The organism is Streptomyces cinereoruber (assembly GCF_009299385.1).
GTDB classification, from domain to species: Bacteria; Actinomycetota; Actinomycetes; order Streptomycetales; family Streptomycetaceae; genus Streptomyces; species Streptomyces bikiniensis.
On record NZ_CP023693.1, the window covers coordinates 5,947,901 to 5,974,427 of the forward strand.

General features: G+C 74.9%; 21 protein-coding genes. 13 read left to right on the forward strand and 8 right to left on the reverse strand.

The features are described 5' to 3' along the window. Window positions 1–48: 48 nt before the first annotated feature. Together CP977_RS26830 and CP977_RS26835 are read left to right on the forward strand one after the other, a co-directional pair. Window positions 49–1,008, forward strand: coding sequence for a DUF1444 domain-containing protein (locus CP977_RS26830; protein WP_062751677.1), 960 nt, complete (start codon window positions 49–51; stop codon window positions 1,006–1,008). Between the two features lie 75 nt (window positions 1,009–1,083). Further along, entirely contained in the window at window positions 1,084–2,244 is a 1,161-nt protein-coding gene (locus CP977_RS26835) for an aminopeptidase P family protein (RefSeq protein WP_109184274.1), read from the forward strand. Between the two features lie 15 nt (window positions 2,245–2,259). On the opposite strand, the gene treZ is transcribed toward CP977_RS26835, so the two are convergent. Continuing rightward, window positions 2,260–4,011 (reverse strand): malto-oligosyltrehalose trehalohydrolase, encoded by a 1,752-nt coding sequence (treZ, locus tag CP977_RS26840; protein ID WP_152370950.1) that lies wholly within the window; start codon window positions 4,009–4,011, stop codon window positions 2,260–2,262. A gap of 187 nt (window positions 4,012–4,198) precedes the next feature. Here treZ and CP977_RS26845 point away from each other — a divergent pair, with 187 nt between their 5' ends. The 3 genes from CP977_RS26845 (at window position 4,199) to CP977_RS26855 (ending at window position 6,707) form a co-directional block, all read left to right on the forward strand. Then, on the forward strand, window positions 4,199–4,747 hold the full coding sequence (locus CP977_RS26845; RefSeq protein ID WP_062751674.1) for a DUF1707 and FHA domain-containing protein: 549 nt from the start codon (window positions 4,199–4,201) through the stop codon (window positions 4,745–4,747). A 160-nt stretch (window positions 4,748–4,907) separates the two neighbouring features. Beyond that, complete coding sequence (locus CP977_RS26850; RefSeq protein WP_229991693.1) at window positions 4,908–6,128, forward strand: cytochrome P450; 1,221 nt, start codon at window positions 4,908–4,910, stop codon at window positions 6,126–6,128. A gap of 84 nt (window positions 6,129–6,212) precedes the next feature. Next, a complete protein-coding gene (locus CP977_RS26855; RefSeq protein WP_152370951.1) occupies window positions 6,213–6,707 on the forward strand; it encodes a hypothetical protein in 495 nt (164 codons plus the stop codon). A 49-nt stretch (window positions 6,708–6,756) separates the two neighbouring features. On the opposite strand, the gene treY is transcribed toward CP977_RS26855, so the two are convergent. Then, window positions 6,757–9,129, reverse strand: a complete 2,373-nt coding sequence (treY, locus tag CP977_RS26860) for a malto-oligosyltrehalose synthase (protein ID WP_062751672.1) — start codon at window positions 9,127–9,129, stop codon at window positions 6,757–6,759. A gap of 152 nt (window positions 9,130–9,281) precedes the next feature. After that, entirely contained in the window at window positions 9,282–11,405 is a 2,124-nt protein-coding gene (glgX, locus tag CP977_RS26865; protein WP_062751671.1) for a glycogen debranching protein GlgX, read from the reverse strand. Between the two features lie 587 nt (window positions 11,406–11,992). Here glgX and CP977_RS26870 point away from each other — a divergent pair. Beyond that, window positions 11,993–13,207, forward strand: coding sequence for an SAV2148 family HEPN domain-containing protein (locus CP977_RS26870; RefSeq protein ID WP_062756788.1), 1,215 nt, complete (start codon window positions 11,993–11,995; stop codon window positions 13,205–13,207). Between the two features lie 93 nt (window positions 13,208–13,300). Beyond that, window positions 13,301–14,026, forward strand: a complete 726-nt coding sequence (locus CP977_RS26875; protein WP_062751670.1) for a 3'-5' exonuclease — start codon at window positions 13,301–13,303, stop codon at window positions 14,024–14,026. 32 nt (window positions 14,027–14,058) lie between these two features. Here the strand turns inward: CP977_RS26875 and CP977_RS26880 are convergent, their stop codons facing one another. Together CP977_RS26880 and CP977_RS26885 are read right to left on the reverse strand one after the other, a co-directional pair. Beyond that, window positions 14,059–14,886 (reverse strand): alpha/beta fold hydrolase, encoded by an 828-nt coding sequence (locus CP977_RS26880; RefSeq protein ID WP_062751669.1) that lies wholly within the window; start codon window positions 14,884–14,886, stop codon window positions 14,059–14,061. A gap of 144 nt (window positions 14,887–15,030) precedes the next feature. Then, window positions 15,031–15,888 carry a phosphotransferase gene (locus tag CP977_RS26885; protein ID WP_152370952.1) on the reverse strand — a complete coding sequence of 286 codons (858 nt, stop codon included), beginning with the start codon at window positions 15,886–15,888 and terminating at the stop codon, window positions 15,031–15,033. Between the two features lie 258 nt (window positions 15,889–16,146). Between CP977_RS26885 and CP977_RS26890 the strand changes: the two genes are divergently transcribed. Together CP977_RS26890 and CP977_RS26895 are read left to right on the forward strand one after the other, a co-directional pair. Next, the gene (locus tag CP977_RS26890; protein WP_062751667.1) at window positions 16,147–16,701 is read left to right on the forward strand and encodes a DUF1697 domain-containing protein; all 555 of its coding nucleotides are present in this window, start codon (window positions 16,147–16,149) and stop codon (window positions 16,699–16,701) included. A gap of 145 nt (window positions 16,702–16,846) precedes the next feature. After that, the gene (locus tag CP977_RS26895) at window positions 16,847–17,830 is read left to right on the forward strand and encodes a ligand-gated ion channel (RefSeq protein WP_062751666.1); all 984 of its coding nucleotides are present in this window, start codon (window positions 16,847–16,849) and stop codon (window positions 17,828–17,830) included. Here CP977_RS26895 and CP977_RS26900 read toward each other — a convergent pair. After that, window positions 17,827–18,534, reverse strand: a complete 708-nt coding sequence (locus CP977_RS26900) for a methyltransferase domain-containing protein (RefSeq protein ID WP_062751665.1) — start codon at window positions 18,532–18,534, stop codon at window positions 17,827–17,829. The genes CP977_RS26895 and CP977_RS26900 overlap by 4 nt on opposite strands. A 190-nt stretch (window positions 18,535–18,724) precedes the next feature. On the opposite strand from CP977_RS26900, the gene CP977_RS26905 reads away from it, so the two are divergent. From CP977_RS26905 to CP977_RS26920, 4 genes are read left to right on the forward strand one after another with little or no spacing between them, the layout of a single operon-like run. Then, window positions 18,725–19,966: a polyprenyl synthetase family protein gene (locus CP977_RS26905; protein WP_152370953.1), complete on the forward strand. Its 1,242-nt coding sequence runs from the start codon at window positions 18,725–18,727 to the stop codon at window positions 19,964–19,966. After that, window positions 19,963–21,522 (forward strand): phytoene desaturase family protein, encoded by a 1,560-nt coding sequence (gene crtI / locus CP977_RS26910; RefSeq protein WP_062751662.1) that lies wholly within the window; start codon window positions 19,963–19,965, stop codon window positions 21,520–21,522. Before CP977_RS26905 ends, crtI begins: the two co-directional genes overlap by 4 nt. Further along, window positions 21,519–22,625, forward strand: a complete 1,107-nt coding sequence (locus CP977_RS26915; protein WP_152370954.1) for a phytoene/squalene synthase family protein — start codon at window positions 21,519–21,521, stop codon at window positions 22,623–22,625. Before crtI ends, CP977_RS26915 begins: the two co-directional genes overlap by 4 nt. Before the next feature lie 5 nt (window positions 22,626–22,630). Further along, on the forward strand, window positions 22,631–23,617 hold the full coding sequence (locus CP977_RS26920; protein WP_062751661.1) for a Rieske (2Fe-2S) protein: 987 nt from the start codon (window positions 22,631–22,633) through the stop codon (window positions 23,615–23,617). A gap of 65 nt (window positions 23,618–23,682) precedes the next feature. On the opposite strand, the gene CP977_RS26925 is transcribed toward CP977_RS26920, so the two are convergent. Then, complete coding sequence (locus tag CP977_RS26925; protein ID WP_062751660.1) at window positions 23,683–25,248, reverse strand: FAD-dependent oxidoreductase; 1,566 nt, start codon at window positions 25,246–25,248, stop codon at window positions 23,683–23,685. After that, window positions 25,235–26,449, reverse strand: coding sequence for a lycopene cyclase family protein (locus CP977_RS26930; protein ID WP_062751659.1), 1,215 nt, complete (start codon window positions 26,447–26,449; stop codon window positions 25,235–25,237). The genes CP977_RS26925 and CP977_RS26930 overlap by 14 nt, the downstream gene beginning before the upstream one ends. Between the last annotated feature and the right edge of the window lie 78 nt (window positions 26,450–26,527).

The following is a 26,527-nucleotide window of genomic DNA, read 5'->3' on the forward strand; positions in this document are numbered from 1 at the left end:
ACCCGCACTCGCTACCCTGGGGCCGACGGCGACGGAAGGCGGGCGGGCGTGGGCTGGCTGCGGCGGGGACCCAGGCGGGACGGCGAGGACGCGCCGAGGGATCCCGAGTTCGCGTACTTCTCCAGGGACGAGGCCGCGCTCTTCCGCGGCCGGGTCCGGGAGACCTTCGCCGAACTCGGCCTGGAGGTCACCGTCTACGCCGACCACGTCATCGACGACCGGGGCCGCCGCTTCGGCCTCACCAACCTCGCCGCCGTCTGCCACCAGGACCGGCGCGGCCCCCGCGTCTGGCCCGGTCTGATCCGCCGCCACGTCGAACTGGTCGTCCGGGCCATGGACGGCCCCTCCGCGCTCGACACCCTGCCGCCCGAGCAGATCCGCTCCCAGCTCTACCCCCGGGTCGTCAACGGCGACGGCATCGACGCCGCTGCGTTCGGGTACGCCAGGACCGTCGCCCCCGGCCTGTACGAGATCCTCGCCCTCGACCTGCCCGAGAGCGTCATGATGCTCACCGACGACGCCCTCGCCCGGCTCGGGGGCCACGCGCAGCTGCGCGACCGGGCCCTGCGCAACCTGCGCGGCCTCCCCGTCGAGGGCCACGAGACCGTCCGCGACGCCGACGGCATGTGCTTCGAGGTCGTCCTCGGCGACTCCTTCTACACCGCGAGCCGCGTCCTCGACCTCGACGGGGTCGCCCGCCGCGTCACCGGCCTGCCGCTCGGCGAGCACGGCGCCCTGGTCGCCCTGCCCTTCCGGCACCAGCTCGCCTTCCACCCCATCCGGGACACCTCCATCATCCCGGCCCTCGGCGCGATGGCCTCCTTCGCCGCCACCGGCTACGAGGACACCCCGGGCGCCATCAGCCCGTACGTCTTCTGGTGGCGCGACGGCACCCTCACCCAGCTCAGTGAGCACGACGAGGAGCGCGGCGACCTGCGGATCGTCGTCGGCGACGACTTCCAGGAGCTCCTGGAACGGCTCATCGCCCAGGGTCCCGACCGCCGCTGACCGGTCGCGTCCCGGGCCCCCGGCGGGCAGGATGCTGTACGTCCGGGACGCAGCGGTCCGTGAAGGAGCCCCCTCATGTCGAGTACCCCCGACGGCGCCACACCCCCCGTATCCGACGAGCCCGTCCCCTTCACCGCCGACGACTACCGGGCCCGGATGGCCCGCGCCGCCGAGTCCGCCGCCGACGCCGGGCTCGCGGGCCTGCTCGTCGCCCCCGGCCCCGACCTGGTCTACCTCACCGGCTACCGGCCCACCGCGATCACCGAACGCCTCACCGTCCTCGTCCTCGCCGCCGGACAGGAACCGGTCCTCGTCGTCCCCACCCTGGAGGCCCCCGACGCCGAACGGTCCGCCGGGGCCGCCGCGCTCACCCTGCGCGACTGGACCGACGGCAAGGACCCGTACGCCGTCACCGCCCCCCTCCTCGACGCCGAAGGCCGCTTCGGCATCAGCGACAACGCCTGGGCCATGCACCTCCTCGGCCTCCAGCAGCTCCTGCCCGGCACCTCGTACGTCTCGCTCACCGAGGCCCTGCCGATGCTCCGGGGCGTCAAGGACGCCCACGAACTGGCCCGGATCGCGGCCGCCGGAGCCGCCGCCGACCGCGCGTACGGCGAGATCCTCAAGGTGCGCTTCGAGGGCCGAAAGGAGACCGACGTCGCCGCCGACCTCGCCGCCCTGCTGCTGCGCTTCGGGCACTCCCAGGTCGACTTCACCGTCGTCGGCTCCGGGCCCAACGGCGCCAACCCGCACCACGAGGCCGGCGACCGGACCATCGAGCGCGGCGACATGGTCGTCCTCGACTTCGGCGGCCTCAAGCACGGCTACGGCTCCGACACCACCCGCACCGTCCACGTCGGCGAGCCGACCGACGAGGAGCGGCGCGTCCACGACCTCGTACGGGAGGCCCAGCAGGCCGGTTTCGAGGCCGTACGGCCCGGGGTGGCCTGCCAGGACGTCGACCGGGCGGCCCGCAAGGTCATCACGGACGCCGGCTACGGCGAGTACTTCATCCACCGCACCGGCCACGGCATCGGCGTCACCACCCACGAACCGCCGTACATGATCGAGGGCGAGGAGCTGCCGGTCGTCCCCGGCATGTGCTTCTCCATCGAGCCCGGGATCTACCTGCCGGGCCGCTTCGGCGTCCGCATCGAGGACATCGTCACGGCCACGGAGGACGGCGGGGCGCGCCGCTTCAACAACACCCCGCACGAGATGGCGATCGTGGAATAGCCGGGGCGGCCGGGGTCAGCCGTCCGACAGGACCACCGCCGACTCCGCCGGCACCCGCAGGACCCCGTCCTCCGTCGGCGGATCGACCGGCTCCCAGGCGGCCAGGACCCGGTCCCGGCCGTTGGAGCCGAGCGGGATCACCGCCGGCTCCTTGCCCAGGTTCACCGCCACCCGCAGGTCCCCGCGCCGGAAGACCAGCCAGCGGTCCTCCTCGTCGTACGCGACCTTCACACCGCCCAGGTCCGGGTCCGTCAGGTCCGGCAGCGTGCGGCGCAGCGCGATCAGCTCCCGGTGCCAGGCGAGCAGCCGCCGGTGCGGGTCCTCCTCGCGCTCGGTCCGGTCCAGGACCGAGCGGTCCCGGGTGGCCCGGTCCTGCGGGTCGGGCACCTCGTTCTCGTCCCAGCCGTGTTCCGCGAACTCCCGCCGCCTGCCCCGCCGCACGGCCTCCGCCAGCTCCGGGTCGGTGTGGTCGGTGAAGTACTGCCAGGGGGTCGTCGCCCCCCACTCCTCGCCCATGAACAGCATCGGCACCGAGGGCCCGGTCAGGACCAGGGCCGCCGCGCAGGCCAGCAGGCCGGGGGAGACCGAGGCCGAGAGGCGGTCCCCGAGGGCCCGGTTGCCGATCTGGTCGTGCGTCTGCGCGTACCCCAGGAAGCGGTGGGCGGGGGTCCGCTCCCGGTCCACCGGCCGCCCGTGGTGGCGGCCCCGGAAGCTGGAGTACGTGCCGTCGTGGAAGAAGACGTGCGTCAGCGTCTTGGCGAGCGCCGCGATCGGGGCCCGCGCGAAGTCGGCGTAGTAGCCCTGGGCCTCGCCCGTCAGGGCGGTGTGCAGGGCGTGGTGGAAGTCGTCGTTCCACTGGGCGTGCAGCCCGACCCCGCCCAGCGCGCGCGGGGTCGTCGTGCGCGGGTCGCCCATGTCGGACTCGGCGATCAGGAAGTGCTGGCGGCCCTGCTCCCGCGCCAGCTCGTCCACGGCCGCCGACAGCTCCTCCAGGAACGTCAGCGCCCGCGTGTCCGCGAGCGCGTGCACCGCGTCCAGCCGCAGCCCGTCGATCCGGTAGTCCCGCAGCCAGGCCAGCGCGCTCCCCAGGAAGTACGCCCGCACCTCGTCCGAACCGGGCGCGTCCAGGTTCACCGCCGCGCCCCACGGGGTGTGGTGGGTGTCCGTGAAGTACGGGCCGAAGGCGGGCAGGTAGTTGCCGGACGGGCCCAGGTGGTTGTGGACCACGTCGAGGACCACGCCCATCCCGAGCCCGTGGGCCGCGTCCACGAACCGCTTCAGGGCCTCGGGGCCGCCGTACGGCTCGTGCACCGCCCACGGCGCCACCCCGTCGTACCCCCAGCCCCACGTCCCCGGGAACGGGCACAGCGGCATCAGCTCCACATGGGTGATGCCGAGGCCCGCCAGCTCCCCGAGGCGCCCGGCCGCCGCGTCGAGCGTGCCCTCGGAGGTGAAGGTGCCGACGTGCAGCTCGTACAGGACGGCGCCGCGCAGCCGCAGCTTCGGGGCCTCGTTCCGCCAGGCGTACGCGGAGTGGTCCACGACCGCGCTGCGGCCGTCGGGCCCGTCGGGCAGCCGGCGGGAGCGCGGGTCGGGCAGCACGGGGCCGTCGTCCACGGCGAAGCCGTACCGGTCGCCGTCCCCGGCGGGCACCACGCCCGTCCACCAGCCGTCCCGCTCGGCGTCCCGCTCCAGGGGGTGGCCGGTGCCGTTCAGCTCCAGCGTCACCCGGTCACGGGCGTTCGGCGCCCACACCTCGAAGAGCACGGGAATCCCCTCGTCGTCTGAAGTCTTCTGACTTTCTTGAAGTCGTCGGAGCCGGTCGGCCGTGCCGGTGGCCGCGGCCGGTCACCGCGTCCATCCTGGCAGCCGGGACCCCCGCGTGCCCGGCGCATCTCCTACGCGGCGGGGCCCTTCTGGACACTTCGGGCCCGTCGGACCGACAATCTCGGGTGTGACGACCCCTTTCGAGCTTCCGGCGAACTCCCCTCGGCTGACCGACGCCGAGCGGGACCGCGCGCTGGTGCTGCTCCGTGAGGGCGCCGCCCAGGGCCGCCTCTCGCACGACACCTTCCTCTACCGGATGGAGCGCGCGCTCCAGGCCCGCCGGCCCGACGAACTCGACCTGCTCGTCGCCGACCTGAGGACCGAGGGGACCTGGACCCGGCGCGTGGTGGGCGCGGTGGAGCGGATGTCCGCGTTCACCGCGAAGCTCGGGCGCGCCTGGCACGCGGAGCGGCTGCCGAAGCTGCTCCTGCCGAGCCCCGGCCCGCACCCGCTGCGGATAGGCCGCGACCCGGTCAACGGACTGCGGCTCAGCCACGAGACCGCCTCCCGGCTGCACGCCGAACTCTCGCTCCAGGGCGGGATGTGGGTACTGCGCGACCTCGGCTCCACGAACGGCACCACCGTCAACGGGCGCCGGGTCACCGGCGCGGTCGTGGTGCGCCCCGGGGACGTGGTCGGGTTCGGTCAGATGGCGTTCCGCCTCTCCCGCGACTGAGCCCCCGTTCTTCCCCGTTCTTTCACGGACGAGCCCTCCGAAGATTCACCCGTTCGGCGGTGCACGGGTGGGCGGCGGGGAGCCCCGGATGGTGGGCTGGACCGGACGCGCGCCACGTTCTCCGGCCCGCGGCACCCACCGCCGACCGACAGGGGGCGTGATGACCGCAGAACCGACCCGAGGCATACGCGACGACCGGCCGGAAGGCCCGTACATCCGCGACGACCGGAGCACCCCCGACCAGCGGCCGGAGGGCCGGAGCACTCCCGACGACCGGTCCGAAAGGTCCGGCGGGGCCTGGGCCCGGCTGCCCGCCATGAACCCGGTCACCCCCTCGGCCGCCACCCCCTCGGGGCCGGAGCCGGGCCGCGCCACCTCCCCCGTGCGGACGGGACGCGGCGCCGCGCCCCTCCCCGGCCGCGTGCGCACCGCACCCGTGCCGGTCGGCGAGCCCGGCGGCGCCGGCGGGCGGACCGTCGCGCCGAGCCCCCTCGACCCCGGCGCCTCGCAGGACCCGCACGGCATCCACCGCAGGCTCCGCGAGGAGTTCCCGCTGACCTACGACCCGCTGCTGCGGGCCTGGGTCCTCAGCCGGTACGCGGACGTGGCCACGGCCCTCACCGACGGGCGCTTCACCCACGGCCACCGCCCCGGCGACCCGCCGTGCGCACGCGCCCACGTCGACGTCGACACGGCCGCGCTGCGGTCCGTCACCGAACGCACCGCGTACGTCCTCGCCCGCCGGATCGCCGAACGGCCGCAGGCCGACCTGGTCGCCGACTTCTGCCACTGGCTGCCCGCCGGCACCGTCGCCGCCGCCGTCGGCGTCCCCTACCGGGACATGATGCGGCTCGTCCGGGGCCGGGCGGCCGGGGCCCTCGCGGGGGAGTGCGGCACCCAGATCGCCGTACGCGAGAAGGCGCTCGCCTCCTTCCTCGGCAACGTCCTCTCCGACCCCGACCAGGTCGCCGCCCTCCGCGACGCGCCCGCCGCGCTCGTGGCCCGCGCCTGGACCGAGTCGCTGCGCCGCGACCCGCCCGTGCAGATCGCGGTCCGCCGCACCGCCTCCGAGGTCCCGGTGAGCGGCGGCACCATCCCGGCGGGCTCGTCCGTCGCGCTGCTCGTCGGTTCGGCCGGCCGGGACCCGGAGCGCTTCCGGGATCCCGACCGCTTCGACCCGCTCCGCGACGACCCGGGCCAGCTCACCTACGGCCCCGGCTTCTGCCCGGCCGTCCTCCTGGCCGGCATCGAGGCCGAGTACGCCCTGCGGGCCCTCTTCGCGGAGATGCCCCGGCTGCGCCTCGCCGACGGCTTCCGGCCCACCGCCGCGGGGCTCATCACCCGCGCCCCGCGCACCCTGATCGTCCGCCCCGGAGGCTGAGGCGCGACCCCGTCGCCACTGCTAGGGTGTCGTGCGCTCGTCAAGCGAGCCGTATTTAATACCACTTTCAACGGGGTTTGAAACATGAATAAGCGTCATATCCGCGCGCTCGCCGTCTTCGGCATCGCCGTCGTCGCCCTGACCGGTGCCCGCGGCTCGGGCGGTGGCGGCTGCGACAACCACAGCAGCTCCAGCTCCAGCAGCTCCAGCAGCTCCAGCGGCGGCAGCAGCAACCACGACAACGACGACAACGGCACCTCCGGCGGTTCCGTGTCCGGCGGTTCCGGCAGCGCGAACCAGGCCCTGCGCGACATCACCATCGACAAGTGCGCCTACGACGCGGCGACCAAGAACCTCACCGCGCGGATCACCATCAAGAACGACGGCGTGCTCGACTACGACTACGACGTCACGCTGAAGTTCAAGGGCGCCTCCGCGGTCTCCGCCACCGCGACCACCACCGACATCGCGGTCGCGGCGGGCGCATCCAAGAGCGTCGACGTGGCCACCGCGTACCCCGGCACCGGCGACGGCTCCGAGTACACCAAGTGCGAGGTCACGCGGGCCAGCCGCTCCTGACCCGCGGAAGGGGGGCGGGGACGCGATCCGCGCCCCCGCCCCCCTTCCGTCATCCCGCCTCGTCCGCGATCCGCGAGAGCAGCGCCACCGGCCGCTCCTCGAAGAGCTCCGCCAGCTTCAGCTCCGTCGCCGGGCCGCCGGTGAACTCCCGCACCCCGCCCAGGGCGTCGGCCCAGCGGCCCTCCGGCAGCACCAGCTCCGTGTCCTGCCAGCCGCCCGCCTCCACGAGCCGCAGCGGGAGCCGGGTCACCGCCGTCACCACCTCGCCCCCGCGCGCGAAGGCCAGGCAGTGGCCGGCGGCCGGCCCCTCGGCCGCCAGCGGCACGTACGCCCCGCCCGGCCCGAAGGCCTCCGGACGCTCGCGCCGCAGCCGCAGCGCCGCCCGGACCAGGGCCGTCCGGTCGTCGTCCGGACCGGCCGCGAACGGCGCCCGGTTGTCCGGGTCCACCAGCGCCCGGTACTCCCGCTCCGTGTTCTGGTACAGCTCCGGCACCCCCGGCATCGTCAGCTGCGCGAGCAGCGCGCCCAGCGCGTGGGCCCGGATGTGCGGCTCCAGGGCGAAGGCCGCCTCCGAGGCCGCCCGGAGCGGGATCCGGCCGGGCCCGGCCGCCGTGAACTCGGCCACCGCCCGCTCGTACTCCTCGTCCGGCTCGGTCCAGCTGGTCCGCAGCCCGGCCTCCCGCACGGACTTGAGGAGCGCGGGCACCAGCCGGTCCGCGTCCGGCGTGCCGAGCCCGAAGGCCGTCTGCCAGGCCGTCCACGCCAGGTGCTGGTCGGGCGCGGGCACCCCCGCCACCTCCCCGAGCAGCTCCGCCCACACCTCCGGGCACTGGGCGAGGACCGCGATCGCGGCCCGCACGTCCGCGCTCCGCTTGGTGTCGTGCGTCGACAGGACCGTGCCCGTGGCCGGCCAGTCCCGGGCGATCCGCAGGCAGTACGCGTGGAATTCCTCCACCGGCACCGCCGGGCGCCCCGCGTCGCCGCCCACCTCGTTGGCCGAGAGCAGCGGCGTGTACCGGTAGAAGGCCGTGTCCTCCACGGACTTGGCCCGCAGCGCCGAGGAGGTCTGCGCGAACCGGGTCCGGAACGCCCGGTGTCCGGGCCCGTCGCCCCGCAGCCCGAGCGCCAGGTCCCGTACGAGGTCGACCGCCGACGCCTCCTCCTCCACCGCGAACGCGGCCTTCGCGCCGCGCGCCGCCTCCGGGGTGATCACCTCCTCGCCGCCGGTCCGGTAGGTCCGGTAGACCGGCACCCGGACGAGCAGTTCCCGGATCGCGGTGCGCAGTGCCCAGGGCGCGTGGTCCCGCAGGGCCGGATCGGCGGCGCAGATCCGTTCCGCGATCCGGGTCAGCGCGGCCGTCTCGGCGGCCAGGTCGTGCCCGGCCACCTCGTACGCGGCGCGCCGCTCGGTCGCCTCCCAGCGGCCGCCCCGGTCGGCGGCCTTGCCGACGAACCCCCGGTACAGCTCGGCGAGCGTGTCGGCGCCCACGGGGTCGGTGAAGACCCCGTCGAGCCGCCGCAGCGCGTCGTACCCCGTGGTGCCCGCCACCGGCCAGGCCCCGGGCAGCTCCTCCGTACCGGTGAGGATCTTCTCCACCACCGTCCAGCAGCGCCCGCCGGTCGCCCCCGCCAGGTCCTCCAGATAGCCCTGCGGGTCCGCGAGGCCGTCCGGGTGGTCGATGCGCAGCCCCTCGACCACGCCGTCCGCGACCAGCTCCAGGATCTTCGCGTGGGTGGCCTCGAAGACCCCGGGCTCCTCCACGCGCACCCCGATGAGGTCGGAGACGGTGAAGAAGCGCCGGTAGTTCAGCTCGGTGCGGGCAAGGCGCCACCAGCCGAGCCGGTACCACTGGGCGTCCAGCAGCTCGTCCAGCGGCAGCCCCTCCGTGCCGGGGCGCAGCGGGAACTCCTGCCCGTCCAGGCGCAGCACCCCGCCGGAGACCCGGAACCGGTCCCGTACCTCCGGGAGCCGCGCGGGCAGCACCGGGAGCAGCAGCCGGCCGTCCCCGGCCGCCCAGTCCACGTCGAACCAGCGGGCGTACGGCGAGTCCGGGCCGTCGCGGAGGACGGCGCGCAGCGCGTGGTTGTGGACGGGGGAGGCCGCCATGTGGTTGGGCACCAGGTCCACGACCAGGCCGAGCCCGTGCGCCCGGGCGGTCGCGGCCAGGGCCCGCAGCCCCTCCTCGCCGCCCAGCTCGGCCCGTACGGACCGGTGGTCGGTGACGTCGTAGCCGTGGGTCGAGCCGGGCACCGCCTCCAGGACGGGGGAGAGGTGCAGATGGGAGACCCCGAGACCGGCCAGGTGCGGCACGGCGCGCTCGGCGGCCGCGAACGGGAAGTCCGGCTGGAGCTGGAGCCGGTAGGTGGCGGTCGGCAGGGCGGTGAGGCGCGAGAGCGGGGGAGGGGCCGGAAAGGAGGTCATGCGAACGTACGTACCCGGCTGGAGGGCTTCTCTGTCATCGCCTGCGCGTCCGCCCGTGCCCACCGCCCCGGATTCCCCCGAAAGGATGACGCCGAACGGCCCCGCCGGGTGACCGGCGGGGCCGTGGTCCTTACGCGGTACTCAAACGGTGCTCAGGCCGGCCGGCGCAGCACCGTCAGGCTGAGCGGCGCGAGCGTCACCCGCTCGCCGCCCGCCAGCTCCGGCCCCTCGTGCGGTGGCATGCCCTGCGGGTCGGAGGTGTCCACGACCGTGCGCCAGTAGTGGCCGTGGCTGTCCGGCACCGAGAACTCCAGCTCCTTCGACGAGGCGTTGAACATCAGCAGGAAGGAGTCGTCGGCGATCCGCTCGCCCTGCGTGCCCGGCTCCGAGATCGCGTTCCCGTTGAGGAAGACGGTCAGCGCCTGGGCGTGCGCCGCCTGCCAGTCCCGGGAGGTCATCTCCTCGCCCTCGGGCGTGAACCAGGCGATGTCGGTCAGCTCGTCGTGGGTGCCCTCGACCGGCCGCCCGTGGAAGAACCGGCGCCGCCGGAAGACGGGGTGCTCGCGGCGAAGCCGCACCATCGCCCGCGTGAAGCGGAGCAGGGTCGCCTCCGCCTCGCTGTTCTCCTTGGGCCACCGGACCCAGGACACCTCGTTGTCCTGGCAGTACGCGTTGTTGTTGCCGTCCTGCGTCCGCCCGAACTCGTCGCCGTGGCTGAGCATCGGCACGCCCTGCGACAGCATCAGGGTGGCGAGGAAGTTGCGCATCTGGCGGGCGCGCAGCTCCTTGATCCCGACGTCCTCGGTCTCGCCCTCCGCCCCGCAGTTCCACGAGCGGTTGTGGCTCTCGCCGTCCCGGTTCTCCTCGCCGTTCGCCTCGTTGTGCTTCTCGTTGTACGAGACGAGGTCGCGCAGGGTGAAGCCGTCGTGGCAGGTCACGAAGTTGACCGAGGCGAGCGGCCGCCGGCCGTCGTCCTGGTACAGGTCGGAGGAGCCGGTCAGCCGGGAGGCGAACTCCGCGAGGGTGCGCGGCTCGCCCCGCCACAGGTCCCTCACGCAGTCCCGGTACTTGCCGTTCCACTCGGTCCACAGCGGCGGGAAGTTCCCCACCTGGTAGCCGCCCTCGCCCACGTCCCACGGCTCGGCGATCAGCTTCACCTGGCTCACCACCGGGTCCTGCTGCACCAGGTCGAAGAAGGACGAGAGGCGGTCCACCTCGTGGAACTGGCGGGCCAGGGTGGCCGCCAGGTCGAAGCGGAAGCCGTCCACGTGCATCTCGGTCACCCAGTACCGCAGGCTGTCCATGATCATCTGGAGCACGTGCGGGGACCGCATGAGCAGCGAGTTCCCGGTGCCGGTGGTGTCGAAGTAGTGCGCGGGCGCGTCGTCCACGAGCCGGTAGTACGAGGGGTTGTCCAGGCCCTTGAAGGAGAGCGTCGGGCCCAGGTGGTTGCCCTCGGCGGTGTGGTTGTAGACCACGTCGAGGATGACCTCGATGCCCGCCTGGTGCAGCGCCCGGACCGCCGACTTGAACTCCAGGACCTGCTGGCCCCGGTCGCCCCAGGACGCGTAGGCGTTGTGCGGGGCGAAGAAGCCGATCGTGTTGTAGCCCCAGTAGTTCGAGAGCCCCGCGTCCGCGAGCCGGTGGTCGTTCACGAACTGGTGGACGGGCATCAGTTCGAGCGCCGTCACCCCCAGCTCCTTCAGGTGCCCGATCACCGACGGGTGCGCCAGGCCCGCGTACGTCCCCCGCAGCTCCTCGGGGAGGTCCGGGTGCAGCATCGTCAGGCCCTTCACATGGGCCTCGTAGATCACCGTGTGGTGGTACTCGGTGCGCGGACGCCGGTCGTCGCCCCAGTCGAAGTACGGGTTGACCACGACCGAGGCCATCGTGTGCGGGCCCGAGTCCAGGTCGTTGCGCGCGTCCGGCTTCCCGAACGGGTAGCCGTACACCGCCTCGCTCCACTCGATCCGCCCCGACATCGCGCGCGCGTACGGGTCGAGCAGCAGCTTCGCCGGGTTGCAGCGCAGCCCCCGCTCCGGGGCGTACGGGCCGTGCACCCGGAACCCGTACCGCTGTCCGGGCATCACGCCCGGCAGATAGGCGTGCCGCACGAACGCGTCGGTCTCGCGCAGCTCCACCGCCGTCTCCGAGCCGTCGTCGTGGAGCAGACACAGCTCGATCCTGTGGGCGGCCTCCGAGAAGACCGCGAAGTTGGTTCCCGCACCGTCATAGGTGGCGCCCAAGGGGTACGCCTGTCCCGGCCAGACCTGCATGGATACGACTATTCCTCTTCTGTCCGGGTTTTTCTGGATGGTCTTCGGCCAGATCCTGCCCGAAAGAGCGGCCGGCTCCTAGGACTTCGCCGTGTCCTACCGGGTGACCGACGACCGGAGGGGGACAGGATGGGAAATGTGTACGAAATGACATCCCGCCACCCGGGGGAACGGACAACCCGGGAGACTCCGGACGGACCGCTTCCGGGGTCAACATCGGGTTCCGCCGCGTCGCCCCGGCCGGAGGGCGGCGACCGGCGCCGTTCCACCCCCGGGGCCTTGTCGGCACCCGGGGGCGCAACCGCTATGAATCAGCTCACTCCACCCGATCTCGCCCCACGGAACAAGCGCTTCCGGCTTGGCAGTTGAGGAAGGAGCCCGCCGATCCTGCTGCACCGCCTCCCGCTCCCGGAGTACCCTTCCTTGATCGTTGTCGGAGTGGTCGAAACGAGCGTCCAGGAGCAGAAGGCGGTGCGCGGGTGAGCCCGGGAGGTCTGGAGCTGCCCCCAGGGGACGCGGACCGGGACGGCGGTCCGGCCGGCCCCGCCGAGGCGCCGCCCGGAGCGGCCGCACCCCCGGGGGCCGGCGTGCCACCGGGCGCGGGCGCGCCCCCGGGCGCCGGTGCGCCGCCCGGCACGGTCGCCGTGACCAGGCCGGTCGAGATAGGGGCCGAGCTCGACTGGGACGCCGAGGCCTGGAGCGAGGTCCGCACCCGGGCCCAGCGCGCCGGCCGCGCCTACATCTGGCTGAATCTCGTCGAACAGCGCCTGCGGGCCGTCGTCGCCGCCGTCCTGCGGCCCGTGTACGAACCGGTCCACGGCGAGGAGTGGGTGGTCGCCGCCGCCGGACCGGCCGGACAGGAGTGGGTGCAGCGCGCCGTCGCCGTGCGCGAGGTCTCCCGCCGCAAGGGCTACCTCCTCGACCCGGCCGACGACAACGTGCTCAGCTTCCTCACCCTCCCGCAGCTCCGCGAGCTGATGGTGCAGCACTGGCCCTGCTTCGAGCCCTACTTCGACGACCGGCGCGAGGTCGAGCTCGCCCTGGACGAGCTGGAGGTCACGCGCAACGTGGTCTCCCGCAACCGGGCCCTCTCGCTGACCGTCCTCGCCCAGTCCGAACGCGCCTCCGCCCGCATCCTGGAGATCCTCGGCAGCGGGGCCGGGGTCCCGTCCGCCGACCGGCTGCCCGTGGACGCCGTCGAGGACCTCGTCGGCGACCGGTACGCGGACGTGGTGCAGGTCCACCCCGACCGGGTCCGGCTCCAGCGGCAGCTGCCCGCCGAGGACCTCTTCGGCGGCGCCCGCCGCCTCGACGCCACCGGCATAGGCCTGAACCTGCTCGTGCAGAACTTCTCCGGGCGCCGCATGGTGCGCCTCGCCGAGTCCGGCTGCCGGACCCGGCTCCTCTTCCTCAACCCCGCGAGCAGCGCGGTCAAGCGCCGCGAGCGGGAGCTCGGCCTGAAGAAGGGCGAACTGAGCCGTTCGGTCGAGATGAACATCCTGCACATGCGCCGGGTCCGCTCCAAGCTCCGCGACCCCGGCGCCTTCCAGATCCACGTCTTCGACGAGACCCCCCGCTTCACCGCCTACCTGGTGGACGGCGACGGCCCCGACGGGGTCGGCGTCGTCCAGTCCTACCTGCGCCGCGCCCGGGGCATGGAGGCACCCGTCCTCGTGCTGCGCGGCGGCGGCCGGAACGTGGTCCGCCACGGCCAGCACGCCCGCGACGGGGACCACGGCCTGTTCGAGACGTACCGGGAGGAGTTCGAATCGGTCTGGCTCGACTCCCGGCCCGTCTCCTGACCCCCGGGGGGAAGAAGGGGGACCCGAGGCGGTTGTCAGTGCCGCGTGCGAGGGTGGTCAGTACCACGGGGGAGATCACGTAAGGAGGACCCGATGGCTTGGCACGGCGAGACGCTGGTCGGCTTCGACCTGGAGACGACCGGCACCGACCCGCTGGAGGCCCGCATCGTGACGGCCTCGGTCGTGGAGGTGGACGGCGGGGGGAGCGTCGCCCGGCGGCGGGACTGGCTCGCCGACCCGGGAGTCGGCATCCCCGACCAGGCCGCCGCGATCCACGGCATCACCACCGAGCGCGCGACGGCCGAGGGCCGGCCGGTGCGCGAGGTGGCCGACGAGATCGCGAAGGCCCTCACGGGGTACTGGGAGGACGGCGTCCCGGTCGTCGCCTACAACGCCTCGTTCGACCTCACGCTCCTCGCCGCCGAGCTGCGCCGCCACGGGCTGCCCTCGATGGAGGAGCGGCTCGGCGGCACCGGGATAGGCCCGGTCGTCGACCCGTACACCATCGACCGCGCCGTCGACCGCTACCGGCGCGGCAAGCGGACCCTGGAGGCGGTCTGCGGGGAGTACGGCGTCGTCCTCGAATCCGCCCACGAGGCCGCGGCCGACGCGCTCGCCGCCGTCCGGGTCGCCGTCGCGATAGCCGAGCGGCACCGGCGGGTCGCCGACCTCGACCCGGCCGAGCTGCACGCGCGCCAGATCGACTGGTACCGCGCCTGGGCCGAGGACTTCCAGGCCTTCCTGCGCCGCAAGGGCGACGCGGAGGCGGTGGTCGACACGGCGTGGCCCCTGCGCGACGCGGTGGTGCCGGCGCGCTAGGGCCTGTCCGGCGGATCGGGGTCGGACAGGCCCTAGTTCTCCTTGAGGAAGGAGAGCAGCAGCTCGTTCACCTTCTCCGGCCGGTCGAGCTGGAGCCAGTGGCCCGCGTCCTCGACCCGCTCGTAGCGCCAGTCCCCGGCGACGTGCTCGCCCGTGCGGGACATCGAGCGCTCGGTGAGGAAGCGGTCGCCCGCCGACCAGACGCCCATCACCGGAACGGCCTCCGGGAGCGGCGGCGCCGACCTGTCCGCGCCGAACAGGACCTCGGGCGGCAGCCCGGCCCGGTAGATGTTCAGCGCGGCCGTCAGGGCGCCCGGCGCGCGCAACGGCTCGATCACGGACTCCGCGTCCGGGTGCTCGGCCAGCATCTCGCGCAGCTGCGCGAAGTCGTTCCGCGCGAGCCAGTCCTCGGCGACCCCCGCGAGCTGGAACAGCAGCATGTACCAGGAGCGCTGCCGCTGCTCCCAGCCCGCCTCCAGGTTCGCCGTCAGGTGTCCCACCGACAGCAGGGTCAGGCTCCGCACCCGGTCCGTCACCGCGTGGGCGAGGCCCTGGGCCACGCCCGAGCCCCAGTCGTGGCCGACCAGGTGGAAGCGGTCCACGTCGAGCCGGGCGAGGAGTTCGAGCAGGTCGCCGACGTGCTTCGCCGGGTGGTACGCCTCCGGGCCGCCCTCCGGCCGGTCCGACGCGCCGAAGCCCCGCAGGGTGGGGGTCACGCACCGGAAGCCCGCCGAGGTCAGGGCCGGGACCTGGTGGCGCCACAGGTGATGGCTGTCGGGGAAGCCGTGCACCAGCAGGACGACCGGCCCCTCGCCGCTCACCTCGACGTCCAGCGTGACGTCCGACAGCTCCACCCGCATGGCAACTCCCTGGTCAAGGCGCCCGGTTCGACGGGATCATGATGACAGAACGGGCGGGGCGTCAGGACGGGCGGGGCGTCAGGACGGGTGCGCCGTCGGGGGCCGGGCGCCGGGGCGGGCCGGGTGCCGAGGCGGGCCGAGGCGTCAGAACGGGTACCAGCGCACCTCGGGGTCGCCGTCCCGCAGCGAGGCCACCCGTCGTTCGAACTCGGCCAGCGCCTTCGGGTTCGACGGCGCGTGCTGCGCGACCCACGCGCAGCTCGCGGTCTCCCGCGCCCCGCGCAGCACCGCGCACCCCTCCCACTCCCGCACGTCCCAGCCGTACGCCTCCGTGAAGGCGTCGTACGCGGCCGGGTCGAGGCCGTACCGGTCCCGGGAGAGGGCCAGGACGACGAGGTCGTGCTCGCGCAGGTCCGAGGAGAAGGTCTCCAGGTCGACCAGGACCGGTCCGTCCGGGCCGACGTGGACGTTCCGGGGCAGGGCGTCCCCGTGGATCGGGCCCGGCGCCAGACGCGGGGTCAGGGCGGCGGCCGCCGGGGCGAAGGAGTCGCGCCGCTCGCGCAGGAAGGCCGCGTCCGCCGGGTCGATCGCGTCCCCCGCGAGCCGCAGCCACCGCTCGACCCCGCCGAGCAGTTCGCGGCGGGGGAGCGCGAAGCCCTCCGGCTCCGGCAGGGCGTGGACCCGCCGGAGCAGCGGGGCGAGGTCCCGGGGCTCGGGCGCCCGGACCGCCGGCGGCAGCCGGTGCCAGAGGGTGACGGGGTGTCCGGCCACCAGCCGGGGCTTCTCCTCCGCCGCCCGCACGGCCGGGACGCCGGCCTCCGCGAGCCAGGCGGCGAGCGCCAGCTCGCGCTCCGCCCGCCCGAGCAGCTCGGCGTCCCGGCCGACCTTCGCCACCAGGTCGCCCACGGCGAAGACCGCGTTCTCCCCGAGCGCGAGGAGTTCGGCCTCCCCGGCCGGCAGCCCCGCCCCGTCCAGGACCTCCCGTGCCCGCGCCTCGTCCATCGACCTCTCCCTCACCTGACCTGTGCGTTCGCGTCGAAGTCTCGCATCCGCCAGGGCACCCGTCCGCTATCGGCGCAAATGAACGGTTCGCGGACGGCCCGTCATTACGAAACCTTGTTGAAAAAGTCACAGTAGGGTGAAGGCCCTTCTCCCGCTCCCCTCCATCGACCAGTGTTCGAACCGGCCACCGTGCCGCCCCCCACGAGGCGCGGTGGCCTTTCCGCGCCCGGACCGGTCCCGGGGCCCTAGGTTGGGGCCATGACGCAGAGATACGCGGCGCTGCTCCGGGGCATCAACGTGAGCGGGCACCGGAAGGTCCCCATGGCGGAGCTCCGCGCCCTCCTCGAAGGCCTCGGGCACCGGGACGTCCGCACCCACCTCCAGAGCGGGAACGCCGTCTTCACCACGGACACGGGCGTCTCGGAGGACGAACTCACGGCCGCGCTCGAAGAGGCGATCGAGGACCGGTTCGGGTTCCGCGTGGACTGCCTCGTCCGGGGCGGCGCCTACCTCGCCGCCGTCGCGGAGGCCTGCCCGTTCCCCACCGCCGGGATCGAGGGCAAGCAGCTCCACGCCTTCTACTTCTCGGGCCCTCCCGACGTGGAACGCTTCGCCGCGATCGACCAGGAGGCCCACCGCCCGGAGGCCTTCGCCCTCGGCGACCGGGTCCTCTACCTGTACGTCCCCGACGGCCTCGGCAGGTCCCGGCTCGGGGACGTCGTCTCCCGGCCCTCCCTCTCCAAAGGCCTGGTGGTCACCGCCCGCAACTGGAACACGGTCCTCAAACTGGTGGAGATGACCCGGGAGGACTGACGGCCGGCGGGCGGCGCACCGGGGCGTGTCGCCCGGAAAGCGCTTCGGCGGGCTCCGGTAGCTTGCGATCATGGGAAAGCCCGACCGTCCGTGCCCCTGCCGCCGACCCGGCAGAGGATTCCGAGAGGGCACGCCGGGAGGCCGGGTGCGGCGGAGGCTGGTCTCCCTGTCGCTGTGCGCGCTGTCCTTCCTGGCGGTCATGGGGACGGCGGCCCCCGCGGCCGGGGCCGCCGTCCCCCGTTGCCGCGTCGGGGCCTACGTCACGGACCTCTACGGTCTGGAGGTCTCGCCCAGGACCATCAACGCGGACTTCTGGCTGTGGAGCGTGTGCCCGACCGCCGACCTCGACGCCACCCGGCGCCTGGAGTTCGTGAACGCGACGAGCGTCACCCGGGGCGACAGGTCCGTGGAGAAGGTCGGCGACGCGTACTGGTCCCAGGTGAAGGTCTCCGGAACCTTCCGGCAGGAATTCGACCTGAGCGAGTACCCGTTCGACCGGCAGGACGTGACCATCCGGATCGAGGACGCCGAATACGACGCCTCCCAGTTCACCTATGCGGCCGACACCGGCGAATCCGGATACGACCACGCCATCAGCCTCGGCGGATTCAAGATCAGGCACTTCGGCGTCGAGGTGGTCACGCACACCTACCGGACGTCGTTCGGGGACCCCCGGATCAGCCACGGAGAGGACAGCCGGTACAGCCGGTTCGTCATCGGCCTCGAACTGGAGCGGGACGACCTGGCCGGGTTCATCAGACAGGCCTGGCCCGCCTACGTGGCCTTCCTCATCTCCTTCGTCTCCTACTGGATCTGGACGGCCGACTTCATCGCCGTCCTGGGGGCACGTCTCGGAATCCTGGGCGCGTCCCTCTTCAGCGTGGTCCTCAGCATGCGCGCCGCCAGCCTGACGGGGACCTCCTTCGGGGTGACCCTGGTCGACCAGATCCACCTGGCCACCCTGCTCTACACCCTGGTCGGCGTGGGCTGCACCTCGTACATCCTCTGCCGATGGGCCGACCCCGAGGGGCGGGCCCCGGTACGGCGGACGAACACGGTCGTCGCCGTGTCGACCACGGCCGCCTACCTCGTCGCCAACGCCGTCAGCATCGGCCTCGCGGTCACCTAGGCCCTGACCCCGGTGAACGTGTGGGTGATGCCCGTCTGCCAGCCCGGCTGCGGGAGCGTCCGCACGTGCGTGAAGCCCGCGCGGCGCAGCCGGGCGGTGAAGGCGGGCGCCGTGTCGAAGCCGAGGACGCTGTGCCACAGGTGCCGGTAGAGCGCCCCGTCCCCGTGGCGGCGGCCCCACGGCAGGACGACCGCGCCCATCACCGCCGACCACACCGCCCGGTCTACGGCCCGGCCCCCGAGGGCGTACTCGTGGACGACCAGGCGCCCGCCCGGCCGCAGGACCTCCCGGACCCGGGCGAGGACCCCGTCGGGATCCACGACGTTGCGGAACAGATAGGCGGCGAAGACCGCGTCGTACGGGCCCCGCACCCCCGCCTCCGTCATGCCCTCCACCGGCGCGTGCACGAAGGAGACCCCGGGCGGCCACGGCTTGTCCCGCGCCCGGTCGAGCATGCCGGCGGACGCGTCGACGCCGGTGACGGACGCCCGGGGCGCGGCCCGCAACAGGGCCCGCGTCGACGCCCCCGTACCGCAGCCGAGGTCGAGCACCGACCACCCCCGGCCGCCGTCGGACAGGGCCAGGCGGCGGGCGGAGCGCAGCAGGTGCCGGTGGTAGCCGGGGCTCGCCGAGGTCATCCGGTCGTAGGTCCCCGACGCGTGGTCGAAGGCGCGGGCGAGGTCGGCGTCGCGCAGCAAGGTCATGGACCGCTCCTCCGTCGGGACCCCGTACCCGGGCTCGCTCGCAGTGTCGCCCGACACGGGCACGGGCGCGGGCGGCGCCGGGCGGTGATTGGGCCGGGCGGCCCAAGAAACGGTGCATCCGATCCCCCCGGCGGTACTGAATGACCCGTGAGGACGAAGAGATGCCGCCCGGCGAGCGAGGGGTGAACCGATGCGCGTGCCCGATCCACTTCAGGTAGACGAGGGGGTGCCGGCCGCCGTCGAGGAGCACCTCGCCGCCGTACTCCGGCGGCGGGCGGCCGACGCGGCGGACGCCGACCCGGACTTCGCGGCCGACATCGCCGACCGGGTCGCCGCCTTCGCCCTGGGCGGCGGGAGGCGGCTGCGCGCCGAGTTCCTGTGGTGGGCGATGCGCGGCAGCGGCGGCGGGGCGTGCGAGACCCCGGCCGCCCTGGGGGTCGCGGCCGCCCTCGAACTCGTCCAGACGTGCGCCCTGATCCACGACGACGTGATGGACGGCTCGCCCCTGCGCAGGGGTCGCCCCTCCGTCCACGTGCAGCTCGACGCGCGGTTCGGCACGGGGGAGCGCGCGCTGCCCTGCGGCACGTTCGGCGGCGCCGCCGCCGTCCTCGCCGGCGACCTGGCCCTCGCCTGGGCCGACGACGCCTTCGCCGAGGCCGTCGCGGGGCTGCCGTCGGCGCCCCGGGCCGCCGGGGTCTGGCGGGTGATGCGCACGGAGATGGTCGCGGGCCAGTACCTCGACCTGCGCGCCCAGGTCACGGGCGACGCCTCGGCCGACCGGGCGGCCCGCACGGCCGTCCTCAAGACGGCCCTCTACTCGATGGGGCACCCCCTGGCCCTGGGCGCCACGCTCGCCGGAGCGCCCGAGGGCACGGTCCGCGCGCTCCGCGAGGCCGGGCGGTCCGCCGGGCTCGCCTTCCAGCTCCACGACGACGTGCGGGGCGCCTTCGGCGACCCGGCGGCCACCGGGAAGCCGGTCGGCGAGGACATCCGGGAGGGGAAGGCGACGTACCTCCTGGCCGTCGCCGGGGAGCGGTGCGCCGAGCTGGGGGACCGGGCGGGCCTCGGACTCCTGGAGCGGATCACCGGCGGAGCCCGTACGACCGAGGAGGACGTGCACCGCGCCCTCGACCTGCTCGTCTCCTGCGGGGCCCGCGACCGGGTCGCCCGGCGGGTCGAGGAGCTGTGCGTCCGGGGCGCGGAGACGGTCGCGCGCGCCGGGCTCGCGCGGGACGCGGCGGACCGGATCGGGGAACTCTTCGGGGCGGCCTGCGGACTGGAGGCGGGCACCGGCCGCGCCGCCGCACCCGCCCCGCCGGCCCCGGAACCCGGCCGCACCCCCGCCTCGGCACCGGAACCACCCGGGCCGCCCGCCCCACCCGTACCCGCCGTCCCGCCCACCCTCCCCGCTCTCATCGGGGAGGTCCGGTGAGGACGATCACGGGACCGACGGACCACGTCGTCGTGGTGGGCGCGGGGCTCTCCGGGCTCGCCGCCGCCCTCCACCTCCTCGGCGCCGGACGCCGGGTGACCGTAGTCGAGCGCGACCCGCTCCCGGGCGGCCGGGCCGGCCGCCTCGACCTCGGCGGCTACCGGACCGACACCGGGCCGACCGTCCTCACCATGCCCGACCTCCTCGACGAGGCCTTCCGGGCGGTCGGGGACTCCCTGCGCGCCCGCGTGGACCTCGTCCCCCTCCACCCCGCCTACCGGGGCCTGTTCGCCGACGGCACCCGCCTCGACGTGCACACGGACCCCGACGCCATGGAGGCGGAGGTCGCGGCCTTCGCCGGCCCCCGCGAGGCCGCGGGGTACCGCCGGCTGCGCCGCTGGCTGGAGGAGCTGTACGTGCTCCAGAAGCGCCGCTTCATCGACGCCAACTTCGACTCGCCCGTCCAGCTCCTCCACCCCGACCTCGCCCGGCTCGCCGCCCTCGGCGGCTTCGGTCGGCTCGACCGGGCCGTGGGCCGCTTCCTGGCGGACGAGCGGCTGCGGCGCGTCTTCTCCTTCCAGTCCCTGTACGCGGGCGTGGCGCCCTCCCGGGCCCTGGCCGCCTACGCGGTGATCGCCTACATGGACACCGTCGCCGGGGTGTACTTCCCGCGCGGCGGCATGCACGCCGTACCGGCGGCCATGGCGGACGCGGTGGTACGGGCCGGCGGCGCCGTCCGGTACGACGAGCCGGTCACCGCGCTCGAACGCCGGGGCGAGCGCGTCACCGCCGTCCTCACCGAACACGGCCGGATCCCCTGCGACGCGGTGGTCCTCACCCCGGACCTGCCCGTCGCCTACGGCCTCCTCGGGCGCGAACCCCGCCGCCCCGTCCGGCTGCGGCATTCCCCGAGCGCGGTCGTGATCCACGCCGGGACGGACCGCACCTGGCCCGAACTCGCCCACCACACGATCTCCTTCGGGCACGCGTGGGAGGGCACCTTCCGCGAACTGATCGACCGGGGGCGCCTGATGAGCGACCCCTCGCTGCTCGTCACCCGCCCCACGGCCACCGACCCCGCCCTGGCCCCGCCCGGCCGCCACCTGCACTACGTCCTCGCCCCCTGCCCGAACACCCGCGTCGGACCGGACGCCGCCCACTGGGGCGACCTCGGCCCGCGCTACCGCGACGCCCTCGTCCGCGAACTCGAACGCCGGGGCCTGGACGGCTTCGGCGACGCGATCGAGGAGGAGGCCCTGGTCACCCCGGCGGACTGGACGGCGCAGGGGCACGCCGCCGGCACCCCTTTCTCCGCCGCCCACACCTTCGCCCAGACCGGCCCCTTCCGGCCCCGGAACCTGGTGCGGGGCACGGCCAACGCCGTCCTCGCCGGCTGCGGCACCACCCCCGGCGTCGGCGTCCCCACCGTGCTCCTCTCCGGGAAGCTCGCGGCGGCCCGGATCACCGGCGGCCCCGCCCGCCCCGGCCGCCGGCGCCCCGCGCCACCGGAGGCGGACCGGACGCGGGTGCCCGGAGCGAGCGGGGCCGCGCGATGACGGCCCGGGAGCTGGACGCCGCCGGCATCACCGACCCGCGCCTGCGGGCCGCGTACACCGCCTGCCGGCGCCTCAACGCCCGTCACGGCAGGACGTACTTCCTGGCCACCCGCCTCCTGCCCGTCGACCGGCGCGCGGCCGTCCACGCCCTGTACGGCTTCGCGCGGCGCGCCGACGACATCGTCGACGACCTGGGCACCGACGCCACCACGGAGGAGCGCGCCGCCGCCCTGGACGTCCTGGAGAGCCAGTGGCGGCACGCCGTCCAGGGCGGGGAGGTCCGCGAACCGGTCGTGATGGCGGCGGCCGACGCCCGCGCCCGCCACCACATCCCCGAGCGGCACTTCACCGACTTCCTGGCGTCGATGCGCAGCGACCTGACGGTCGAGCGGTACCCGACGTACGCCGACCTCCACGCCTACATGCACGGCTCGGCGGCCGTCATCGGGCTCCAGATGGTCCCCGTCCTCGGGACCGTCGTCCCCCGCGCGGAGGCCGAGCCGTACGCGGCGGCCCTCGGCCGGGCCTTCCAGCTCACCAACTTCCTCCGGGACGTGGGCGAGGACCTCGACCGGGGGCGCGTCTACCTGCCCCTGGACCTCCTCGCCGCGTACGGCGTCGATCCCGACCTGCTGATGTGGAGCAGGATGACCGGCTGCCGGGACCCCCGGATCACCGCCGCGCTGCGGGCCGCCGCCGCCCTGACCCGGGGCGTCTACCGAGAGGCCGAGCCCGGCATCGCCCGGCTCGCCCCCGTGTCGGCGCCCTGCGTCCGCACCGCCTTCGTGCTGTACCGGGACATCCTGGGGGCCATCGAGCGCGACGGGTACGCGGCCGTGCACCGCCGGGCGGTCGTCGGGCGCCGCCGCCGGGCGGCCGTGGCGGCGCGCGGCCTGGCTGCCGCCCTCGCCGCCCGCACCCTGCCGGGCGGGGCCCTTACCACCCCCGTCGTCCCGGCCCTGTCGCGCACGGACGTGCGCAGGACGTGGGCGAGGAACGGGGCCGAACTCGACCGCGCGACGGGGGCGACGGAGACGACCAGTACGACGGGCACGACCAGTACGACGGGCACGGCGGGCCCGGCGGGAGGCGGCGAGCGGTGAGTGCGATGCGGAGGCCGGAGATCCCGCTGCGGCTGCGCCGGAACGCCGTCCCCTGGGAGCGGCAGCGGCCGACCTGGCGGGACGCCAAACCGGCCCTGATCGCCGAGGCCCTGGACCGCGCCCGGACCCGTCCCTCGGGCAACTGGTTCGTCGTCGGCGCCAGCCGCGACCTGCGGGACGGCCGGCCGCTCGGGCGGACCGTCGCGGGCACCGAGCTGGTCCTGTGGCGCGACGCGGAGGGGACGCCCCACGCGGGCCCGGGCGCCTGCCCGCACCTGGGGGCGCCGCTCAAGGACAGCGTCGTGCGGTGCGGGACGCTGATCTGCCACTGGCACGGACTCGCCCTGGACGGCGGCCCCTTCGCGGGCTGGGCGCCGTGGCCCGTGCACGACGACGGACTGCTGCTCTGGGTCAGGCTGGACCGGGCGGGCGGCGAGGCCCCGACGGACCGGCCCTTCGTGCCCGAGCGCCCTCCGGCGGCCGGAGCGGTCGGCGCCGTCTACACGGGCGTGGGGACGTGCGAGCCGGAGGACGTCGTCGCCAACCGGCTCGACCCCTGGCACGGCGCCTGGCTCCACCCGTACTCCTTCGTCGACCTGGAGGTGCTGCGGACCCCGACGGAGGAGGACGACGCGCTGGAGGTGGAGGTGTCGTTCAAGGTGGCCGGGCGGGTCGTGGTGCCCGTCCGGGCCGTGTTCACCGCGCCGGACCCGAGGACGGTCGTCATGCGGATCACGGCGGGCGAGGGGGCGGGGTCGGTGGTCGAGACGCACGCCACGCCCCTGACCCCGGCGGGTGCCCGGCGCCCCCGCACGGCCGTCGTGGAGGCCGTCGTCGCCGGTTCGGACCGGCGGGGCTTCGCCCTGGCCCGCCTGGCGGCCCCGCTCCTCCGTCCGGCGATGCGGGCGGCGGCGGGCCGCCTGTGGCGCGACGACCTGGCGTACGCGGAGCGGCGCTGGTCGCTGCGGGCGCGGGGGCTGTTCCCGGGCTGACGTACGGTAGTGGGGCCCGGGACTTCCCGTACGGCGGCGGGCCCCGGCCCCGTACAGCGGCCCGTTCAGTACTCCCCGTACGCCCGCGCCACCGCCCTCAGCACCGCCGACCGGCCGCGCCGGGGCACCGTCCACAGCGTCTGCCCCCGCAGTCCCCAGCGCCACAGGTGCGCGTTGGCCGCCAGGAAGCCCGTCGTGGCGGCCCGTTCCATCAGGGCCACCGGGAGGTCGGTGCGGACCAGGTCCCCGGCGACGGTGACGGTGGGGTCGGGGGTCTCGACGGCGGGCCGGTCCGCGTGGCTCCCGACGGCGAAGAGCGGGCAGTCCTGCCGCCATTCGTCGCGCCGGTCGACGATCCGCGCGGCGGCCGTCTCCGGGTACACGCGGTGCAGCCGCTCGACCAGCTCCCGCGCGACCGGCTCCGGACCCGCCGCCGCGTCCGCCGCGTAGGCGTGCAGCTCGACCACGGAGCCGCCTGTCTTCCCGGCCCAGCGGGCGGCCTCGCCCTCCCACCGGTCGAGGACGCTGACGTTGTCCAGCGGGCCGTGGCCGCCGGTCCCGAGGAAGCCGGGCCGGTCCGGGGCGACGGGACGGTCCAGCCAGAGCCGGGTCACCAGGAACGGCGGGGCCGTGCGCAGCGCGGCGACCCGGGCGCGCCAGGCCTCGTCGCACAGCGTGGGCGAGGCCGCCGCGACCGTCCGGAGCCCGGCGGTGTCGAGAGCCAGGACGAGCGCGTCGAACCGCTCCGTACCGCTCGGACCGTGCACCAGGTGGCCCCCGCCCGGCGCGCTCTCGACCCCGGCGACGGGGGCCCCGGCGCGGATGTCGACGCCGTGGCCCTCCAGGTAGCGGGCGAGGGGGTCCCACAGGGCCTGCGGATAGGGCTCGTCGGGCACGTCGAAGAGCAGCCCCTCGGAGGAGCCCAGGAAGTAGATGTGGAACATCAGGGCGAGTTCGGCCGCCGACAGCTCCCCGGGGTCGGCGAAGAAGCTGCGGGAGAAGACCTCGAAGGCGAGGTGCCGGGCCTTCTCCGGGAAGCGGATCCGGTCGAGCAGTTCCCGGGCGCTCATGTCGTCGTACCGGTCGTGGACGCCGGGCAGGCGCACGTCCAGGAGCGGCAGCGCCGCCCGGGGGTTCATCCGGGCCAGGTCCCGCACGCCGAAGCTGGGGCTGAGCGCGGCGAAGCCCAGGGCGCTCCACGGCGGTGTGCGGGGGACGCGCGCGAAGCTGTCGTACAGGCCCGAGCCGTGCAGCAGGGGGTAGTCGGGCAGCGGCCGCAGCCGCTCCAGGCCCGGATCGACGCGCCTCAGCAGCCCGCGCAGGTTGTAGTACTGCCGGAAGAAGGCGTGGAAGCCCCGGCTCATCGTCGCGGCCGAGCCGTCCGCCAGCTCCACGGGCCAGCCGGCGAGCCGCCCGCCGAGCGACGCCTCGCGCTCGTACAGGGTGACGCGGACCCCGCGCTCCGCGAGGACGGTCGCGGCGGCGATGCCCGCGATCCCGCCCCCGACGACGGCGCAGCGCGGGCCGTCCCGGTCCGCCCGTTCCCGCCCGGGGTGCGCGGGCAGGACGACCGCCCGACGGTCACGACCGCGACGCGGGACCGGGGTGGTGGGGAGTTCAGAGCCGGTCATCGGGGGCCTCCTGGTGCGGTCCCGGGCGGGGGCGCCGGGGGAGTAGGGGTACTTCGGCCGCCGTGCGGAGCATGGCGGGGACGGGCGTGCGCAGCCCGATGGAGAACTCCTCGGCCGGGCCGGTGGCGCCGTCCAGGAAGCGGAGCAGACGCTCGCAGGGGACGCGGGCGAAGAGGCCGGTGAAGAAGGCCGGGCCGTCGATCCGGCCCGTGTCGAGACCGCGCAGCAGCACGGAGTCCATGGCGAGCGCCCGGGCGGAGTACGCGGGCGGAGGCACCGGGCACCGGCCCCCGTGCAGGGCGTCCGCGACGGCCCGGGCCTGCCGCTGGATCGCCGCGAAGGCGTACCCGGTGGAGGGCCGGACGGCCCCGCCCGCCGCCCCGATCCGGAAGACGTGCCGGCCCGCCCTGCGGGGGTGGCGCCCGTCGCTCATCGGGATGACGCCCTGCTCGGTGCCGAGCACCCGGAAGGGGCCGAGCCCCAGCACGTCCCGGGTGTACCGGTCCAGGGCCCGGTCGTAGGCGGCGGTCGTCAGCGGGGCCCGGCCGAACTCGGTGTACTCGACGAGGGCCTCGTACGGGCTGACGGGGAGGACGTACCCGAAGGAGAGGCCGTGTGCGGGCCGGGGCGTGCGGAAGTCCATCAGCTCGACGGCGTCCGGCGCGAACACCGGCCGTTCGGCCCGTACGAACCAGCCGCGGAAGTGCTGGAGCAGCACGGTCCGGGCGGGCGGCGCGACGGCGGGCGGCCGGGAGTCGAAGACCCAGCGGGCCGGGAGCCGCGAGACGGACCCGTCGGCCTTACGGCAGACCACGACGGCGCCCTCCGGCCCGTCGGCGACCTCCTCCACGACGGCCTCGACCCGGCGCAGCGCGGAGAGCCGGGGCCGCAGGCCCCGCTCGAAGTCCCCGGAGCGCAGCATCTTGTACCGCAGGCGGCCCAGGGACCGCACGGGGCCGGACCCGTCGGGCCCCCGCACCCGCAGCCCGCCCCAGCTCGCGGTCAGGAAGGAGTCGTACGGGCCGGGGCCGGCCTCCCAGAAGCACCAGGTCCGCTCCGGGGGCCGCAGCGGTCCCGGTGGCGCCTCCACGAGGGTGACGCGGGGGACGGGGACGCCGTCCGGGGGAGCGAGCAGCCGCCACGCGAGGGACAGCCCGGCCGCGCCGCCCCCGACGACGACCACCTCGGCGCCGGTGTCCATGGACGCCCGTCACCTCCCTCACGTCGCCTCGGAAGCGGTCCCGGTGGGTGTACCCGGGAACGCGGGGCGATGCGTGGC

Excerpts from the sequence above, each read along its gene's own strand:
- CP977_RS26835 (WP_109184274.1), top strand. The coding sequence starts at position 1,084 with ATGTCGAGTACCCCCGACGGCGCCACACCCCCCGTATCCGACGAGCCC.
- CP977_RS26850 (WP_229991693.1), top strand. The coding sequence starts at position 4,908 with ATGACCGCAGAACCGACCCGAGGCATACGCGACGACCGGCCGGAAGGC.
- CP977_RS26855 (WP_152370951.1), top strand. The coding sequence starts at position 6,213 with ATGAATAAGCGTCATATCCGCGCGCTCGCCGTCTTCGGCATCGCCGTC.
- treY (WP_062751672.1), bottom strand. The coding sequence starts at position 9,129 with ATGACCTCCTTTCCGGCCCCTCCCCCGCTCTCGCGCCTCACCGCCCTG.
- glgX (WP_062751671.1), bottom strand. The coding sequence starts at position 11,405 with ATGCAGGTCTGGCCGGGACAGGCGTACCCCTTGGGCGCCACCTATGAC.
- CP977_RS26875 (WP_062751670.1), top strand. The coding sequence starts at position 13,301 with ATGGCTTGGCACGGCGAGACGCTGGTCGGCTTCGACCTGGAGACGACC.
- CP977_RS26880 (WP_062751669.1), bottom strand. The coding sequence starts at position 14,886 with ATGCGGGTGGAGCTGTCGGACGTCACGCTGGACGTCGAGGTGAGCGGC.
- CP977_RS26885 (WP_152370952.1), bottom strand. The coding sequence starts at position 15,888 with ATGGACGAGGCGCGGGCACGGGAGGTCCTGGACGGGGCGGGGCTGCCG.
- CP977_RS26890 (WP_062751667.1), top strand. The coding sequence starts at position 16,147 with ATGACGCAGAGATACGCGGCGCTGCTCCGGGGCATCAACGTGAGCGGG.
- CP977_RS26900 (WP_062751665.1), bottom strand. The coding sequence starts at position 18,534 with ATGACCTTGCTGCGCGACGCCGACCTCGCCCGCGCCTTCGACCACGCG.
- CP977_RS26905 (WP_152370953.1), top strand. The coding sequence starts at position 18,725 with ATGCGCGTGCCCGATCCACTTCAGGTAGACGAGGGGGTGCCGGCCGCC.
- CP977_RS26915 (WP_152370954.1), top strand. The coding sequence starts at position 21,519 with ATGACGGCCCGGGAGCTGGACGCCGCCGGCATCACCGACCCGCGCCTG.
- CP977_RS26920 (WP_062751661.1), top strand. The coding sequence starts at position 22,631 with ATGCGGAGGCCGGAGATCCCGCTGCGGCTGCGCCGGAACGCCGTCCCC.
- CP977_RS26925 (WP_062751660.1), bottom strand. The coding sequence starts at position 25,248 with ATGACCGGCTCTGAACTCCCCACCACCCCGGTCCCGCGTCGCGGTCGT.
- CP977_RS26930 (WP_062751659.1), bottom strand. The coding sequence starts at position 26,449 with ATGGACACCGGCGCCGAGGTGGTCGTCGTCGGGGGCGGCGCGGCCGGG.